The organism is Deltaproteobacteria bacterium (assembly GCA_016931625.1).
In the GTDB taxonomy this organism is placed as follows: domain Bacteria; phylum Myxococcota; class XYA12-FULL-58-9; order XYA12-FULL-58-9; family JAFGEK01; genus JAFGEK01.
Map to the genome: position 1 here is coordinate 1 of JAFGEK010000079.1, position 17,975 is coordinate 17,975.

Genomic DNA, 17,975 nt, shown 5'->3' on the forward strand with positions numbered 1-17,975 from the left:
CCCAAATTAAGTCACTTGCTGTTATATATAAAAATAAACAATCAGAGTTAATGCAAAAAAATAACGAAAATATATTTACTATAGATATATCTGATATTAATATTGGAGATGATTATAAATATATTATTAATAATCAGCAAGAACGTCCCGATCCAGTATCAAGATGGCAACCATACGGTGTGCATGGTGCATCACGTGTAGTGGATGCGGATAGTTATAATTGGTCAGATAAAGAATGGCGGGGAATACCATTAAATGATTTAATAATTTATGAGTTACATATTGGAACATTTACTAAAGAAGGCACATTTGCTGCAACTATCGATCGTCTGCATTATATTAAAGAATTAGGTATTACCGCAGTTGAAATCATGCCAGTAGCTGAATTTCCAGGTGGACGTAATTGGGGATACGATGGTGTACATTTGTATGCACCGCAATCAACATATGGAGGTCCTGAAGGGTTTAAACAATTAATCGATGCCTGTCATAAACAGGGATTAGCAGTAATTTTAGATGTTGTTTACAATCATCTCGGCCCTGAAGGCAATTATCTTAACGAATATGCACCATTTTTTACCAAACGTTATCATACCCCATGGGGTGCCGCATTAAATTTCGATGATGCTGAGTCAGATGGAGTTAGAAGATATTTTATTGATAATGCGCTATATTGGTTGACTGAATATCATGTAGATGCATTTCGTCTTGATGCGGTTCATGGAATTTTTGATTTTTCGGCACTACATATTCTTGAGGAGCTAAATAGCGCCGTTCATAATGAAGCTAAAAAATTAGGCAGATTAGTACATGTAATAGCAGAGAGTGATCTTAACGATGTAAGAATTATACGTTCAAATCATTTTGGCGGTTATGGCCTTGATGCTCAATGGAGTGATGATTTTCATCATTCATTACATTCATATTTAACCAATACCCAAAGAGGTTATTTTATTGATTTTGGTAAATTAGCACATTTAAAAAAGTCGATAGAATCTGGTTATGTATACGATGGTAAAAAATCAGCTTATCGTAAACGACGACATGGTAACTCATCAAAGGAAGAACCTGGAAATAAATTTGTAGTGTTTACTCAAAATCATGATCAAGTTGCTAACGGCTCTGGCGGAGTAAGAATTTCAAATTTAATTACTTTCGAGCAGCAAAAACTAGCAGCTACATTATTGTTTTGTGTTCCTTACTTGCCGATGTTGTTTCAAGGGCAAGAATATGGTGAACAGGCGCCATTTATATATTTTACTAGTCATAGCGATGCAGAATTAGTTGCAGCAGTGCGAAAAGGTAGACATGAAGAGTTTTTAGCTTTTAATTGGCAGACTGATTTTGCTGATCCACAAGCAGAAACAACTTTTCAGCAATCAAAACTTAATTGGTCGTTATGCAACAAAGCGCCACACTCATACATTTTAAAATTATATCAAGATCTTATAAAATTAAGAAAAAAATATTGTTTTTTAAATAACTGTCGTAAAGATATGGTTGAGGTAAAAATTAATGAAGAAGAATCATGGATGCAAATATGGCGAAGCCAACCTAACGGACAAAATGGATTAGCAGTATTTAATTTTAATATAAAAGCGCAAGATATTAAGTTAAATAATAATTTGTTTACTAATCAAAAAGTAATATTATATACTGAAACTATATTATATGGCGGTAATATATCAGATTTAAATAAATTGGTTAATAATATTGATGTATTGAAATTAGCTCCTTATAGCGCCGTAATTTTTAGTAATCATTAAAATCTTGGTCAGAGGTTATAATGACTGATTTAATTATCCATGGGCATTTTTATCAACCACCGCGAGAAAATCCTTGGACAGGGTTAATCGATCGAGAACCAAGTGCATATCCATATCATGATTGGAATGAACGTATTCATGCTGAATGTTATCGTGCCAACGCATTTGCAAGAGTATTAAATCAATATGGTCGTATCGAAAATCTGGTTAACAATTATGCATATTTAAGTTTTAATTTTGGCCCAACTTTACTGTCATGGATAGCTCGTAATGACAGCGAAACTTATAATCGTATAATTGCCGCAGATCGTTGGAGTGTAAAAGCAAACCACGGCCATGGTAATGCTATTGCTCAAGCATATAACCATATTATTCTACCATTAGCCAACAAACGCGATCGACTTACTCAAATACGATGGGGTATTACTGATTTTAAATATCGTTTTGGTCGTCAGCCAGAATCATTATGGCTATCTGAAACGGCATGCAACGATGAAACTTTAGGTGATCTTATAGATGAGGGCTTAAAATTTCTAATTCTATCACCAAATCAAGCTGAACGTATTAGACCAATAGAGGCAAAAGAGTGGCAATCAGTTACAGAGGGCAATATTGACCCTGGAGTCGCTTATAAATATTTTCATCGTGATGGCTCAGGTCGTTCAATAGCACTATTTTTCTATGATGGCCCAATAGCCCGCTCAATTGCTTTTGAAGGGACGCTAATATCTAGTCAATCATTAGTGAACCGTCTGGCTCAGGCTCACGGTGGCGATGGCCGAGTTGTGCATATTGCAACAGATGGTGAAAGCTATGGCCATCATACTCATTTTGGTGAACGTGGTATTGCTTATGCATTGCTTGATGAAGCACCAAAACAAGGTTTTAATATTACCAACTATGGTAGTTACCTTGAGCGTAATCCTCCAACAATAGAGGTAGAGATAAAAACAGGCCCAAACGGTGAAGGTACAGCATGGAGTTGTGCCCATGGTGTTGGACGCTGGTGTCGTGATTGTGGATGTCAAACAGGTGGAAGAGAAGATTGGAATCAAGCATGGCGTGCTCCCTTGCGGCAAGCTTTAGATTATTTACGCGATGAAATAACAAATATATTTGAACAATTGGGCTACGAATATTTTATTGATCCTTGGGTAGCGCGTGATAAATATATAGAAATAATGCTTGAAAGACCAATAGATACTTCTTTTAGTGAAGTAAATTAATTTTAAAATTAAATGTTTAGCTAATATCCAATTCTATATTACGATCGATTAAACGCAAATTCAAAGCTTCACTAAGATCACAAGCTTCTATATGTTCGCGTTGTTCTAAATCAGCAATTGTTCTTGCAACTTTAATCATTCGTACAGCAGTACGTGATGATAAACCATTAATATCAACAGCACGTTCAAGCACTGCGAGTGCTTTGTTATTTAATGGTACAAAATCATTAAGTTCTCGTTCAGTCATTGTTGAATTTGTACGACCTGAACCGAGTCTTTTTTCTTGTATACTGCGAGCTGTAATAATGCGAGAACGTAAATCACGGCTACTCTCGCCAGATACACGTTTAGAAAAATCACGATACGGAACAGCATCAACATTGACATGTAAATCTATTCTATCAAGTAACGGTCCTGAGATACGAGCACGATATCGTTGAATCTGGTCGAAAGAACATACACATACATTTTGGTTACTATGAGAAAGTGGAGAATTATTATTTGGTGAAGAAGGAGGGTTAATTTGAAAACGACCGCAAGGGCATGGATTCATTGCGGCTATTAGCAAGACACGCGCTGGAAAAACTAGTGATCGAGCGGCGCGAGAAATATGGATGGCTCCTTCTTCAAGTGGCTCGCGTAAAGATTCAAGCGCACGGCGAGAAAACTCGGGGAGTTCATCAAGAAATAATACACCTCGGTGGGCAAGAGTTACTTCACCTGGTTTAGGAACTGAACCACCACCACAAAGAGCTGCATCACTGGCGGTATGATGTGGTGATCGAAAAGGCCGCTCACAAATTAAATAATTACCTGATGCTAATTTGCCAGCAGCAGAGTGAATTCGTGTTACTTCAATACGCTCTGGATTAGTTAATGGTGGCAGTAGGGCAGGCAAACGACGAGCAAGCATGGTTTTACCACTACCAGGTGGACCGATTAATAAGAGATTGTGATTGCCAGCAGCGGCAATAATAAGCGCGCGCTTTGCTTGTTTTTGTCCTTTAACTTCAGATAGACAATTTTCATAAGTTATATTCAAATTATTTGAAACGGTAGTGTTTGTCGCCGGTATATGATTTTGATTACAAATATGATCAATAACATCTTGCAAACAATGAGCGCCTAATACTGATATACCATCAATCACTGCTGCTTCAGTAGCATTACTTGCAGGAACGAAAATCTCTTTATCACCCATACGATGAGCAAGATCAGCGATAAGCACAGCACCGCGAACTGGTTCAAGAGCGCCGCCAAGTGATAACTCACCGAAAAATCTTCGGCCAGCTAATGCAGATGCTGGAATAATTTCGAGTGCAGCTAACAGCGACATCGCCAGCGCGAGATCGATGGCACTGGCATCTTTTTCGAGTTCAGCAGGAAGTAAATTAACCACCAAACGATGGGAACCAATGTGTATATCGCTTGCAGTAATTGCTGAACGCACTCGCACCGCAGCTTCACAGACAGCACCGCGTGCTAAACCAATAACCGTCATACATGGTAAACCATTTGCACGATGTGCTTCGACAATTATTTCATGTGCGTCAACCCCGATAATGGTGCCAGTGGCAGCACGAGCAAGCATATAAATTACCCCCATTTTTAAGTGTTATTTATTCATTTGGTTTTCAACAAAGGTTGAGCAATGACTTGTGAGCAAAAATAAGGCCAATACTAACTGTCTAAAAATACGTTGTTTTAGTTGTAGCTAGGTAAGCAATGTAGCAATTTGCGACACTTTTTTTGAAGATTTTAAAATTAGCTATCAAAGTAGAAGATCAGGGATAAACTTCCCAAGCCGTAGCAATACCAAGTTGGCCTTGGTAATTATCACCAAAGCAGTAGGGTTATAAATTAGTTTAGTAATAATCGTCTTGCAAACCCTAAATTATTAGGCCAATAGTGGCAAAAGCAATGAGCAAAACATCACCTATAATATTAGATACGGCTAAGTTAGAGTTGCTAAAGCCCCCTGCGCAGCAACAACTGGCCGCCATTATTGAGTTATATGCTGCCTGCCCATTGGTTGAATATTTAATGTTGTTTGGCAGTTATGCGCGTGGTGACTTTGTTATTGATGAAAAACTAAAACAACAAACTACTACTGAAAAATTATTTATGCTGTGCTGGAGTATCAAGTGACAAAAAACAATAAAAGCAACGCTTGGCAGCCATGTTATGAAATTACACCTAATATAGCTAAGTTGCTTATGTCTATTGCCACTATTAAAAGTGAGGTTGAGCATTTAACATTATCGCTAGTGCTTACCTCTAAGTTGCGGCAACAAGCCAAAATACGCTCAACCCATTATTCAACAAGAATCGAAGGCAATCGTTTAACATTAGCAGAGGCCACACAGGTGGTTAAACAAGGTAAAATAACTTTTCGTGGTCGTGAGCGCGACGTACGTGAAGTGCGCAATTACTGGAACGCGCTACTTAAAGTTGAGCAATGGGCGCGTGAACGTAGAATTATAAGCGAAAAGTTACTTCGTGACCTACATGCGTTAGTAGAAATTGGACCACGTGCTCGACCGACACCATATCGCGATGGCCAAAACGTAATTAGTGACGCAGTTTCAGGTGCTATAGTGTACTTGCCTCCAGAAGCAAAAGATGTACCTGATCTCATGGCTGGTTTGGTGAAATGGATAAAAGAAGCCGAGCGAGCTAATATACCAATGCCTTTAATAGCTGGTTTAGCTCATTACCAATTTGTAACCATCCACCCATACTTTGATGGCAATGGACGCACCGCACGATTACTTGCGACTTTTATTTTGCAACGCGGTGGTTTTGGCCTTAATGGATACTACTCACTTGAAGAACATCACGCTCGCGATTTGTCAGGCTATTATCAGGCTCTGGCTGTTCATCCACATCACAACTATTACGAAGGTAGAGCGCAGGCAGATCTAACTTTATGGCTTGAATACTTTATAGCTAAGTTGGCTGACACCTTTGCCGCGGTAAAAACTGAGGCCAATCGTCTAACCCAGCACGGTGTTAGCACTATTCCTAAAGGGTTACAAAAACTCGATCAACGCGCCAAAGTAGTAATTAGTTTATTTGTCGATGCTGATCATATCACAACCTCAGAGGTGGCGCAGGTATTGGGGCTGTCAGAACGTATGGCGCGATTGTTACTTGCTGATTGGGTAAATGCTGGTTGGCTGGTAATTGTCGAAGCATCACGCCGTAAGCGCAACTATAAGTTATCGGCAAAATATCGGAAATTTATCGGCAAGCCATCGGCAAAATAACGGTAATAATTTAAAAACAACGCGTTATAGGATGATTAAATAATTCTCGCGTAACTTCTTAATGAGTGCTTGCGAAGCATGGGTGTCATACCGAGTGCATTGAGAGATCTTACAATGAACATTAAAATAAAGAATCTTATCTGCGCTCTTAAATAACAAGTCTGCTTGCGTTTGTGCCACGATTTATTGAGAAGTTACATACTCGCCTAGCTAGCATTTTATGGTTTTGCTCTGCAACATTAGAGTTATGCATTAGTTTAGTAATAATCGTCTTGCAAACCCTAAATTATTAGGCCAATAGTGGCAAAAGCAATGAGCAAAAAAGCACCTATAATATTAGATACGGCTAGGTTAGAGTTGCTAAAGCCCACTGCGCAGCAAAAACTGGCCGCCATTATTGAGTTATATGCTGCCTACCCATTGGTTGAATATCTGATGTTGTTTGGCAGTTATGCGCGTGGTGACTTTGTTATTGATGAAAAAACCGGTTACCGCTCGGACTTTGATTTGCTTATTGTCACTCAAGCCGCCACTAATAAAGATGAAGACAGAATCTTTTTTGACCTTGAAGAGCAAGCACGTTTAATTACCGGTGAAACACCTTTATCAATAATTCGACATCATATTGCTGAACTAAATCGCGAAATACGCTCAGGGCAATTCTTTTTTGCCGAGATTGTGCGCGAAGGCATAACGCTTTATGACACCCATCATGTAAAAATAGCTAAGCCCAAGGCAGCTACTCCACAAGAACGCTTTGAGTTGAGCCGTCGCTATTTTTGCACTTGGTTTGCCAGCGCTAATGCTTTGTGGATTGTTTCACACAACATAACTTTTGCTGAGCGGCGCATGGCCGCCTTTTTGCAACACCAAGCTGCCGAGCGTTATTTTCATGCGGTGACTTTGGTGTTTGAAGGCTATAAACATCAAACGCATAATTTAGAATTTTTGGCCAAACGTGCTGAGCTATATCATGAATTATTGCAACCAGCTTTAGCGCGTAGTGAGCCGCACGATAAACATATATTTAATTTATTACGCCGCGCCTATATCGAGGCCCGCTATAATATGGGCTATGATGTAACGCAAGCTGAGCTTGATGAATTCAGTATACGCGTGCGTGACTTAGCCAACCGGGTGCATCGTGCTTGCAGTGAAAAACTAGCTTCGTATTTTGGTGGTGAGGCTATTGGCGAGTTGCCACTCGTGCCGAGCAAAGCTGATGTAAAAATATTGCCGCAACCGCCACCAGAATTTATTGACAATGGAGACTTTAAAATTTGGCAACAACTAGCCGAAAATTTTGCCAAGCAAGTTGGTGATGAGCGTGAGGCTCAAGGTGAGGCGAGGGGCCATGCCGCTGGCAAAGAAGAAGGGATTTTAGAAGGCCAAGCGCGGGCAATTATCGATATATTAAAACGAAGAGATATAAAAGTAGATGATGCTATGGCCGCGCAAATATTAAACTGCCGCGATGCTAACTTGTTAGCTAAATATTGGGAGCGCGCGTTTGTGGTGGGGTCGGTTGATGAGATGTTGGGTGATTAATTAGATACTAGAACTGTATCTTTAATAAGTCAGAAGCTTTTTCATATTCTAGAAACAGACACATTAAGTAATAGTAAACCATCGCTAAGACTATTATTTTCAAAAATAGGAATAGAAACAGTATATTATTTATTGCTTTCAATTCTATACAATTTATCATTTTGCGATAATTTCACAATGATATATTCATCTTTTTTTAATTCATCTGGTAATTTGTCCTTCAAGATCGAGGCAACAAATTGAATATTTTTTGATTTAACAAGTTTGCCTATCATGACTAGTTGATTGTCATGCATTAGTTCTTTTTTATCGTTAAGTAAAAAATGCATGCAAGGAATATTTTCTTCATCAGCAAAAAGTGTATAGGCAATATCAAAACAAGATATCTCCCCCTGCTTTTTGCCAGAGCTAAAATTAGCATTGAAAGCGGTGAACTCATAAAGGCGTTGCCCATTTTTTAATGTCTTCTGATCTGCCTTAAGTGCATATTTTTCGCCGTAAAGTTCATAGGAGACAGCTGAAAAATGTCTATTAAATTTATTAACCTGTTGTTTAATCTTTTCGGCGAATTCATCTGAAAAAAGGCCATCATCGATTTTATTTAGAGTTTGTTTGAGGGTGTATAGTTTATCTTCAACAGTTTTTAATTGACTTAATATATGTTCATATTCGCCCATTTTTTGATATTTGAGATTAAGTTCTCCAATCATTGTTTCAAGAACTTCAAATGAGTCTGATTTTGTAACAATAGCGCTGAGCCGGGTTTCTTCATCAATGAGATTATTTAATTGACTACGTTTGTTTTTAATATCTATCGCAATATTGGGTAACTCTTGCGCAATGAATTTTCGCTTCGATTCTACCATTTGGTTATGAAAATTGCATAGTTCTTTAAAAGTCTTCTGAACTTTATCTACAAGAGAAGTCGCTTGAAAATAGATTTGCTTAAGCTGTTGCTGATCAATATTGGCAACACTTGCCTATAGCTCACTCTGTGCCTCTAAAATTAATTCTTTTCTTAAGTCTAATCTGCTTATTTCTGATGATGTTATATTAATCTGATATTTAATTTTGTTAAGATTGTTTAGGTCAGATTCAAATGTGGGGTTGAGATTGAGAGCTGCTTTCTGGCTTTCTAAATCTTCAATTTCTCCTTGCAAAAGCGCCAATGCAGTTTCATATGCTGCTTTTGTTTGTTCAGCTTCTAGGCGTTTTTTAAATTTTAATTCAACATCAATACTTGCTCGCAACTCTTGCTTGATATCGCCTTGGGCAAAATCGCAACCCAATAAAAACAAATACAGAGTTTCGTATTCATCATCTCGCGTATATCTATCAAGGTTTTTAAGGGTGTTGTTGATATCAAGGTGATTACAGGTGACACCGTCTTAAAAACAAATAAAACATATTTTCTTTTAATCTTTACAACAAGTTATGGCTTATTTTGCAAAAACAATGTCCCCAATACTGCCTATCTTAAAATGTAAACTGCAATTAGTCGCTATTTATGTAGATGGCTAATTTCCTAAGTAGCAACTATTAAGTAATACTTAATAGTTCAAATTGAGGAATAATACATGGTAAAACGACTCTCACCGATCAAAGTAAAAACGACTTAAACCACATAGTATTCACCCATCATACCATGACAATTTATTGCCTCTTATAATTAACTTTTTTAATTTTTTAAATTAGCTATCAAAGTAGACAATTAGGGATAAACTTCCCAAGCCGTAGCATTACCAAGTTGACCTTGGTAATTATCGCCGAAGCAGTAGGCTTCGTATACCGCACCGTTTGCGCGAATACCACAAGTGAAGTTATCACCAGCAGCAACTGCCACCCAATCAGTTTTGGCGCCGACTTGTACTGGAGTTGCCGATTGGTAAAATTGATAACCAGCGCCTAATTGCCCAGAGTGATTTGCACCCCAGCACCACAGCGAGCCTTTTCCTGCTGAAGCGTATTGAATACCGCAAGTATGATTTAAACCAGCAGCAACCCAAATCCAGTTATTACCAAGCGAAGTTGAAGATACCGGCGAATAGACATCAGTAAAGGTGCCGTTACCTAATTGACCAAGACTATTTGAACCCCAGCAACGCAGCGAACCGGGAAAAGCTGAACCGGTAATACCACAAGTGTGATTACCACCAGCACTAGCAGTTAACCATTGGGTTTGGCCGGACCAAGTGTTAGTGGGCATAAGAATTTTTGTCGGTGAATTTGAATCAATACCAATTTGCCCATTAGCATTTTTACCCCAGCAGTAAAGTTCGTTATAACCATAAGTATAGTCATGACGAATGGCACACGAATGTTGATCACCAACTGCTAATTGAGTCCAATCATCAAAGCTAGTACCGTTTTGCACCATTATTTGTGGAGTATTATAAAAGTTGTCGGATTGATTATTACCTAACTGTCCATCATTATTTTGTCCCCAGCAATAGACGCTGTTTGAACCTGATATTGATCTAATACCGCAAGTATGTTCTGATCCTGCGCCAACCGCAATCCAATCACTGCTATAATAATATTCACGCTCTGGTACAGCCCGAGAATTATAGGTACCAGTGCCTAATTGCCCAATGCTATTGTCACCGCTGCAGTATAGTTCGCCACCGTTAATGATAAAGCATGAATGTTTGGCGCCAGCGGTTACTTTATTAATAGCATTACTACCGCTAAATAGACCCACAGCTTCTTGGCGTGGCGCAATATCATCTATAAATTCTGTTGCAGGTGTTGGCCATTCATTACCAAGTTGGCCAAAGCGGTCATCACCCCAACACCAGGCTTTACCATATAAATCACGACCACAAGCATGCTTGCCGCCTGTTGATAGGCTAGTAAGTTCAATATATCCATAGCTAGTGTTAAGAACTTTATCGGTAGGCGCAAGCGTTGCCGCAATACCATTACCAACAGTGCCCTCATTGCGATTACCCCAGCAATATAAACCATAACTATTAATTGCACAGGTATGTACAGCCCCAAGTGCGGCAGTAGTTGCGCCGTTTAATACTGCTGATGGACCTTGTGAGTAAGTATGGCCGACTCCTAATTGTCCATTATAATTACCGCCCCAACATTCAAGGTTATTGTTTCTTATGGCGCAAGTATGATTTGCACCAGCAAAAATCATCCCACTCCAGTTGTCACTAAGATATAATGGATAAAGCGAAGATGAAGGTCCTACTTGTAGCCAACTATTATCACCCCAACAATATAACTTATCACCGGTGTCAAGAGCGCATGCATGTTTTTGTCCAACTACTACATTACGATATTGCATAGTATTATCTACTAAGGTCGGTTGAGATTTATATTGGTTATTACCTATACCTAGTTGCCCATAATCGTTTTTACCCCAGCACCATAATGAATAGTCATTTTGAATGCCGCAAGTAAAATCATCACCAAGAGCAAAATCTTGCCATTGATAGCCACCACTTACAATGTTAGTAAAGTTTGATTCATAATCAGAAGTATTACCGAGACCTAACTGGCCATAACTATTGTTGCCCCAACAATATAAAGTTTTATTACTAGTTAGAGCACAAGTATGCCTGGTACCAGCCTTAACTTTAACAAAATTATAGCTATAATCAGCAACCTGCATGGGCTCAGTAGGAATAGAGCCAGTATAACCTAAACCTAATTGACCGTCAGAATTTGCGCCCCAACACCATAGATCTTGATAAGCACCACCATTGGCATAGCGAAGCCCGCAAGTATGACCGCCACCTGCAGTTGCTTGCAGCCAGTTATCTACACCATCAGCAGTTTCAGAGTGAATACGTGTAACCCATCCGATACGTTCATCGCCTAAATCAGGAGCGACTTGCCCATTTTTATTAGCACCAAAACACCATAAGCTTTGATCAGAGGCAATAGCACAGTTATGCTGTGCGCTCGGACCTGAATCAACAAATTGCCAAACCATGCTGACTGTCCAAGTGCGAGTGTCTTCTGTTGTATTTCCAGCAGAGTCAGTAGCCCAAACAGTAAGAGTATGCGATGTTTCGGTTAGTCCATAGCGAGAAACATTTTCTGGATAATTGGTTGCAGTGGTCACATTTTCACTATCAAATTTATAAGTAATCGTGCAGCCATTATAATCGCTACAGTCAAGGTCTACATTAAAACTCGTGCGACTATCAGGGGTGGTAGGTGCAGAGGGATAAAAAGTCAGTGATAGTGTTGGTTGAACAGTATCGACGTCCCAATAGTAAGTAGCTCCATAGTCATCACGATTATTAGAACTATCAAAGGCCCATACCTCAAATGTATGTGAACCCTCGTCGACATATTGAGAAATTGAACCACCACTACAATCGAAATATGCACCATAATCTAAACGACATTCGTAAGTACAATTAGTTTCATTGCAGCTAAAAGTGAAATTTGCATATGAATCATTGGTGAGACTTGATGGTGATGAGTTAATATAAGTAATTGGAGGCGTAGTGTCAGCGCTTGCGACATACCAGGTGAAAGTAGATGGGCTATTGTCAACGTTGTTGCTGCTGTCAATGGCACGCACCGCGAAATAGTGAGTCCCTGGTTGTAGAGAATAATAATCTATAGAGTTTGAAGAGCCATCGCCACAGGGAGCAAATGGTTCAGAATCAAGTCGACAGTCAAAGCCGGTGACTTGTATATTGTCGCTACCAGAAAAAGAAAAGTAAGCATAAGTGTTGGTTGATGATGAAGCTGGGGTGCTATTTAGGTATGTTTCAGGAGATTGAGAGTCAGTAATAGTAGTTACAATATTCCAACGATATTCTGGTGGTTGTGGATCATAATTGCCATTGTTGTCTTTGGCGCGTACACGAAAAACATGCTCACCGTAACTTAAACTTGAGTATGAAAATGATCCAGGATTTATATTAGAACATACACTATATCCAGAATTATCAAGTTCGCATTCGAAATTAGCTATTCCATAGTTACTACTAGCAGAGAAATAAAAATTTATATCTTTTTGAGTGGTCTGGGCAGTATCAGGATATGCGCTGGTAATAGTAGTAGATGGATATTCAAATCCAGAACTACTACCACTAGTATCAATTTGCACTTGCCAAGTATAAGATGCAGGATTATTATCTACATTACCAGAATTATCTCGTGCACGAACTTGAAAAGTATGAGAACCAGTCGATAGATCATTATATTGTATAGAAGCTTGACCACTGTTAGGTACGCCGCAAGGCGAAAAAGAGGCATCATCAAGACTGCAATCAAAACCAATCACACTATCATTATCTGTGCCGGTATATTTAAATTCAACTGATGTACCACTTGGGTTAGTTGGGGAAGAGGTTATTTGTGTATCTGGTGCAAGGGTGTCATTGCTAACCATGCTAGAATCATTAGGTACACAGATGTTATTGTTACAGTGAAACTCTTTAGCGCAATCGTCATCAGAATTGCATTTAAAAGTTTCTTTGTAAATATCCGGTACTTGTACAGTGCAACCGGTTAATAGCCAAATTAAAATAAAACAAGTGGTAAGATAGTGTCGCATTGCTCCCTCACAGCTAGTAACAATAAGGTATAACGGCTCTATTTTGAAAAACATGTAGTGCGATTTTAAAAAGGTTAATTCGAGGTAGTAAAAAATAGTAATAATGTAGTATAAACGCAGATACTTATATTAGTTAGGCATAAGCATGATTCGGGCTAAAAAACCTCAATTTGCAGCAAAAAAAAAGAAATATAAAAGGCGATCATCATCTATAGCATTGGTGGCGGAAAATTTATATTTGAATAACTATAATTCACGGGCGAAGAAAATCGATATTGGTGAGTTTGATCGAAACGCTAAGCTACAAAAATTAGCTTTAGATTTATGGAGTCGTATTCGTCTTGATTGGAATTATGTGGCAACACGATTATCGACAGCAGTGCGTCAAGAACGTTGGTTAAACAGTAAAGAAAGGCGAGATTTATTTGAATTATTATTTGGAATGATTCGCCAATATCGTAGGATAGATTATTTATTGAATAATGCGGGTGTGTTAATACCACCTGGTACTACCTATGAATTAGCTCGCTTATTAATTTATAGACTAATAAATGATGAAATAGATATCGTGACTGCAAATAATTACTTTAAAAGTATTGATTGGCAAAAAGTTATTGATAGCAATGCAAACCTTGCAAAAGAACATAATATGCAAAAACGTATTGCATATTTACACTCCTATCCAGATTGGCTTACTAAGCGTTTTATTAAAGAATTTAATGAGGAAGCAGAGCCATTAGCAATAGCACTTAATCAACGGGCAAATTTAACGTTGCGATGTAACATTAGTAAAATATCTCGTAAGTCATTACTAGAGCGTTTTAGTGAAAAAAAAATATCAGCAGAAGCTGGTCAATTTTCAGACCAAGCAATAATACTTAAATCACACATAGATGTCTTTGGATTAACCGAATATGCTGAGGGTTTATTTGAAACACAAGATGAGGGTAGTCAATTAATTGCCGCACTAATAGATGCTAAAGCAAATGATATAGTGGTCGATGTATGCGCGGGTGTAGGAGGAAAAACTTTTGCTATAGCTGCTACTATGCAAAATAAAGGCAGTATATGGGCACTTGATATTGATGCTAAAAAACTTGCAGCGCTTGATAAACGCGCGCGCCACTTAGATTTATCAATAATTAGAACACTATCTACAGCGACGGATAATTGGCCAACAGAAATCGCAGCGCTAATAGGCAAAGTAGATCGGGTTTTAGTCGATGCACCTTGCACTGGTACTGGTGCTTTGCGACGCAATCCCGAAAATCGCTGGCGTTTAAATGAACAAGATATTGGTGTACTTGCTAAGCTACAAGAAAAGTTAGTTATAAGATCATTATCGCTTTTAGCTAAAGGGGGTCGTTTAGTTTATGCGACTTGTTCTTTGTTGCAGGAGGAAAACGAGGCAGTTATTGCGCGTGTGCTTAAGCGTGCATCTAATATTGAGTTAGTACCTATTAATAAGGTTGTTAAGCAACAGCTTGCCGCACAAATAAGTGATCAGCAGGGGTTGTATTTGCAAACATTACCGCATACACATGGTAGTGATGGATTTTTTGCCGCAGTTTTGCAAAGAGTTTGTTAGAAAATTGAGGGTAAATTTTTTTTATAAAATTTTTTTATAAAATTGGATTGTCTATATTTGACTGGTAAATTATACTAGTCAAATGCAATGGATAAATGCGTCTGAATTTAAAGCAAAGTGTTTAGCAATGCTCGATGAAGTGGCAAAGAGTACTGATGGTATAACTATTCTTAAAAGAGGACGTCCTATTGCTAAGTTAATACCTTATGTTTCGAGCGATGAAAAATATCCACAGAATTCATTAAAAGGCAGTGTTGTGATTAAAGATGATGTTATAAAGCCAGTATTGTCTGATTCAGTTTGGGAGGTAGATAAGCATAATTTATGAAGATTATTTTAGACACACATATTATTTTATGGTGGTTTGAAGATACTAATAGACTATCAAAAAAGCAGAAAAAAACCATTGAAAATGCTGATCAACAAAATCCACTGTTGATTTCAGATATATCGTTATGGGAAATAGCCACTTTATATGAATTAGGCAGAATAAAACTTAAACTGCCATTACGAGATTGGCTTATGCAAGCTTTTGCGCCACCACTAGTCAGGTTATGTGGTATTACTGCCGCAATTGCTGCAACGGTTGCTTCACTACCAGAGAGTTTTAATCGAGATCCTGCCGATAGAATTATAACAGCTACCGCGCTGGTTCATGGTGCAACATTAGTTACTAATGACGAAAGAATAATAAGATCAAAAATTGTATCAATACTTTAATATTTTAGCATAATTTGTTATATTCGATTTTATATCTGATAAGTATAGATATTTTGATAAGTATAGATATTTTAGTACAATTTTGTTAAAAGTCATATAACAGTAAAAAACTTTGAGTGTCAGATAATATGGCAGAAATAAAAAGCGATAGCCAAGTTATCGGTAAACCCCTTATCAGCGACTTGGTGGCAAACGATATTGATAATAGTCTGCAAAGTTCACTAACAGTCTCAGCGTTTATTAATAATAGTCAAATAATTGAAACAAACAAATTAGTATATAGTGATGCAGACTTATTTTGCGATGGCGATGAACAATTATATTCACAGTATATTACAGGTAATCCAGCAAGTGGGCAGAATTTTAGCGCCAATAGCAATTATTTAAGTTTAAATACTGATTTTGCCTGCCACAACAACGCTGGGGTTAATTTATCGGTTTCTTCAAGTAAAATTAAAGCAGCAGAAGATGTAGAGATAGAAGAGGCCTTTAAGTTTTTAAAGCACATCGGTTTTTCAGATGAGCAAGCGCTTGATACGATTACGGTAGGAATAACTAGTACAGTTAGCCAAATTGCCATCGCAAACAGTTGCGATGCTGCAAGACTTACCAGAAGAAATCGTTGCATTTATACCAATAGAGAAACTTAAAGAACTATCGTCCGAGAAAGTATGGGCGATGTCGAAAGCAAAATTCAATGCAGTAGTTACAGGTTATATTCTTGAATACCTTTTAACTAAGACGCCCAGCGATGTAGCATTTGTAAAAACCTTACCAGAAATAACTGAAGAATTTGTAAATCTAAGCCATAAAATTAAGATGCTAAGAATAAAAATGAAAAATGAAAAACCGGATAGCTTTTTTTATCGAATATATCAAAAGTTATTAATTAAGTATAAAACAAGACATAAGAAGATACATGATCTGCTGAGTAAAAAGTGAATTATAAAATGTATAATCAAAATAATAAATATATATTCATATTGAGGTAATTACTGCCATCTTAGCGGTTTATTTAGTAGCATCTCACTAAAAGCATCTATGCGTGTACGGACTTGTGAAGGATTAAAACTATGAGAGTCAATGCAACAAGCGTCAAGAGTTAATACTGGTATTTGTTCGCGTAAGAATAATTGCTGTAAAAGCGGATATTGCATAGCATAAACTCCACAATGAGGCATAGCTAGCATTACCACGCCATCAATACGATGCTCTTCGGCTTGCTCTAATAAAAGTTTAAAGCGTTGTTGGGGTAAAATCGATTCACGGGAATTAAGTAGGTGTTTGGCTAAATCATCATAGGGGTCATATAAATCACAACCTTTAAAGTTAAGTTCTGATATATCTTCCCATACAAAACGAATCAGGCCATCACGCTCGATATATTCAACTATATCATTGGGATAGTATGGCATTAAAAACATCCACATAAGCCGCCGCTGTGGTTGTTGTTTAACTTGATCATCATTTTGTAAACGTTCTTGGTAACTTTGCAGCATATGTTGGGCAAAGGCAGTAAATTCCGGCTTACCATAGTAGGGTGAAACTCCAATGGTAAGTGATTGAAAGACACTTGGCGGATCAAGCAATGGGTAGCGACTGCGCAAATGCAGTGCAGCTTTAAATGCGGTATAGGCATTATGGGCGTATGCTAAACTATTGTGTAAGTTTGCAGAACTAAGGGTTTCACCAGTTTGCTTTTCAATTAGGTGAGTCAACTCATATAGTTGTGATGCCACATATTTAATGGCATTAATATTATCACCGGCATTATAGGGCACGTTAATTAAATAATGTGGCGCTTGATAATGATGAGCTGCAAAACTATATACATTGGATATACCTTCACAACCTTTAGCCGTGTTAATAATAAAATCTGGCGAAGCACAAATATTTAAGTATTGACTGGCAGGTATCGTGCGGACAAAATTGCATACTGATCGTGGTATGCCGATTTTGTCAGCAGCAATAAGCAGACATTGCTCGGCGCCCTGAGCTGCAAATAATGAACCGATAGCTTCAACCGGAAAAAAGACAAGGCTGCTAAAGGCATTAAGTAATTCAGGGGGGACGGTAATATTGCGCCAGACTACAAAAGCATCTGGGGTATAAGCGCGACGCAATTCAGAGGCAATTAATGATAAAGGTGATGAAGTAGCTGCGGTCGGGTTAAGCGAGAGATCAGCGGCAATTTTGTTGGCCAAAGTTTTTTTAGGTATTTTATGTCGACGTAATTCGGTAAATAGCCTCGCTATTTGTTGACTACGTTCATGATGTTGTAGCTTAATTAAACTCATTATATTATCACAACCTTTAGATAATTTT

Annotated in this window: 15 protein-coding genes; 10 read left to right on the forward strand and 5 right to left on the reverse strand. The window is 38.1% G+C overall.

Going from position 1 to position 17,975, the window contains the following annotated elements; translation table 11 throughout:
- Together treZ and JW841_07015 are read left to right on the forward strand one after the other, a co-directional pair.
- On the forward strand, positions 1 to 1,766 hold a 1,766-nt coding region (gene treZ, locus JW841_07010), incomplete at its 5' end, for a malto-oligosyltrehalose trehalohydrolase (GenBank protein MBN1960679.1).
- 20 nt (positions 1,767 to 1,786) lie between these two features.
- A complete protein-coding gene (locus JW841_07015; GenBank protein ID MBN1960680.1) occupies positions 1,787 to 2,992 on the forward strand; it encodes a DUF3536 domain-containing protein in 1,206 nt (401 codons plus the stop codon).
- 16 nt (positions 2,993 to 3,008) lie between these two features.
- Here JW841_07015 and JW841_07020 read toward each other — a convergent pair whose 3' ends face one another.
- Entirely contained in the window at positions 3,009 to 4,583 is a 1,575-nt protein-coding gene (locus JW841_07020; protein MBN1960681.1) for a YifB family Mg chelatase-like AAA ATPase, read from the reverse strand.
- Positions 4,584 to 4,912: 329 nt separating this feature from the next.
- Here JW841_07020 and JW841_07025 point away from each other — a divergent pair, with 329 nt between their 5' ends.
- The 3 genes from JW841_07025 (at position 4,913) to JW841_07035 (ending at position 7,809) form a co-directional block, all read left to right on the forward strand.
- On the forward strand, positions 4,913 to 5,140 hold the full coding sequence (locus JW841_07025) for a hypothetical protein (GenBank protein MBN1960682.1): 228 nt from the start codon (positions 4,913 to 4,915) through the stop codon (positions 5,138 to 5,140).
- Between the two features lie 68 nt (positions 5,141 to 5,208).
- A complete protein-coding gene (locus JW841_07030; GenBank protein ID MBN1960683.1) occupies positions 5,209 to 6,261 on the forward strand; it encodes a Fic family protein in 1,053 nt (350 codons plus the stop codon).
- 312 nt (positions 6,262 to 6,573) lie between these two features.
- Entirely contained in the window at positions 6,574 to 7,809 is a 1,236-nt protein-coding gene (locus JW841_07035) for a HEPN domain-containing protein (GenBank protein MBN1960684.1), read from the forward strand.
- A 125-nt stretch (positions 7,810 to 7,934) separates the two neighbouring features.
- Here the strand turns inward: JW841_07035 and JW841_07040 are convergent, their stop codons facing one another.
- The 3 genes from JW841_07040 to JW841_07050 form a co-directional block, all read right to left on the reverse strand.
- Positions 7,935 to 8,675 (reverse strand): DUF2326 domain-containing protein, encoded by a 741-nt coding sequence (locus JW841_07040; protein MBN1960685.1) that lies wholly within the window; start codon positions 8,673 to 8,675, stop codon positions 7,935 to 7,937.
- Positions 8,676 to 8,789: 114 nt separating this feature from the next.
- Positions 8,790 to 9,107, reverse strand: a complete 318-nt coding sequence (locus tag JW841_07045; protein MBN1960686.1) for a hypothetical protein — start codon at positions 9,105 to 9,107, stop codon at positions 8,790 to 8,792.
- 413 nt (positions 9,108 to 9,520) lie between these two features.
- Complete coding sequence (locus JW841_07050) at positions 9,521 to 13,342, reverse strand: hypothetical protein (protein MBN1960687.1); 3,822 nt, start codon at positions 13,340 to 13,342, stop codon at positions 9,521 to 9,523.
- Positions 13,343 to 13,487: 145 nt separating this feature from the next.
- Here JW841_07050 and JW841_07055 point away from each other — a divergent pair, with 145 nt between their 5' ends.
- The 5 genes from JW841_07055 (at position 13,488) to JW841_07075 (ending at position 16,592) form a co-directional block, all read left to right on the forward strand.
- Positions 13,488 to 14,930: an RsmB/NOP family class I SAM-dependent RNA methyltransferase gene (locus JW841_07055; GenBank protein ID MBN1960688.1), complete on the forward strand. Its 1,443-nt coding sequence runs from the start codon at positions 13,488 to 13,490 to the stop codon at positions 14,928 to 14,930.
- An 82-nt stretch (positions 14,931 to 15,012) separates the two neighbouring features.
- Complete coding sequence (locus JW841_07060) at positions 15,013 to 15,258, forward strand: type II toxin-antitoxin system Phd/YefM family antitoxin (GenBank protein MBN1960689.1); 246 nt, start codon at positions 15,013 to 15,015, stop codon at positions 15,256 to 15,258.
- On the forward strand, positions 15,255 to 15,650 hold the full coding sequence (locus tag JW841_07065) for a type II toxin-antitoxin system VapC family toxin (GenBank protein MBN1960690.1): 396 nt from the start codon (positions 15,255 to 15,257) through the stop codon (positions 15,648 to 15,650). Before JW841_07060 ends, JW841_07065 begins: the two co-directional genes overlap by 4 nt.
- A 128-nt stretch (positions 15,651 to 15,778) precedes the next feature.
- Positions 15,779 to 16,300, forward strand: coding sequence for a hypothetical protein (locus tag JW841_07070; GenBank protein ID MBN1960691.1), 522 nt, complete (start codon positions 15,779 to 15,781; stop codon positions 16,298 to 16,300).
- On the forward strand, positions 16,245 to 16,592 hold the full coding sequence (locus JW841_07075) for a hypothetical protein (protein MBN1960692.1): 348 nt from the start codon (positions 16,245 to 16,247) through the stop codon (positions 16,590 to 16,592). Before JW841_07070 ends, JW841_07075 begins: the two co-directional genes overlap by 56 nt.
- Positions 16,593 to 16,642: 50 nt before the next feature.
- Here JW841_07075 and JW841_07080 read toward each other — a convergent pair whose 3' ends face one another.
- On the reverse strand, positions 16,643 to 17,947 hold the full coding sequence (locus JW841_07080; GenBank protein ID MBN1960693.1) for a 2-hydroxyacyl-CoA dehydratase: 1,305 nt from the start codon (positions 17,945 to 17,947) through the stop codon (positions 16,643 to 16,645).
- Positions 17,948 to 17,975: the final 28 nt, after the last annotated feature.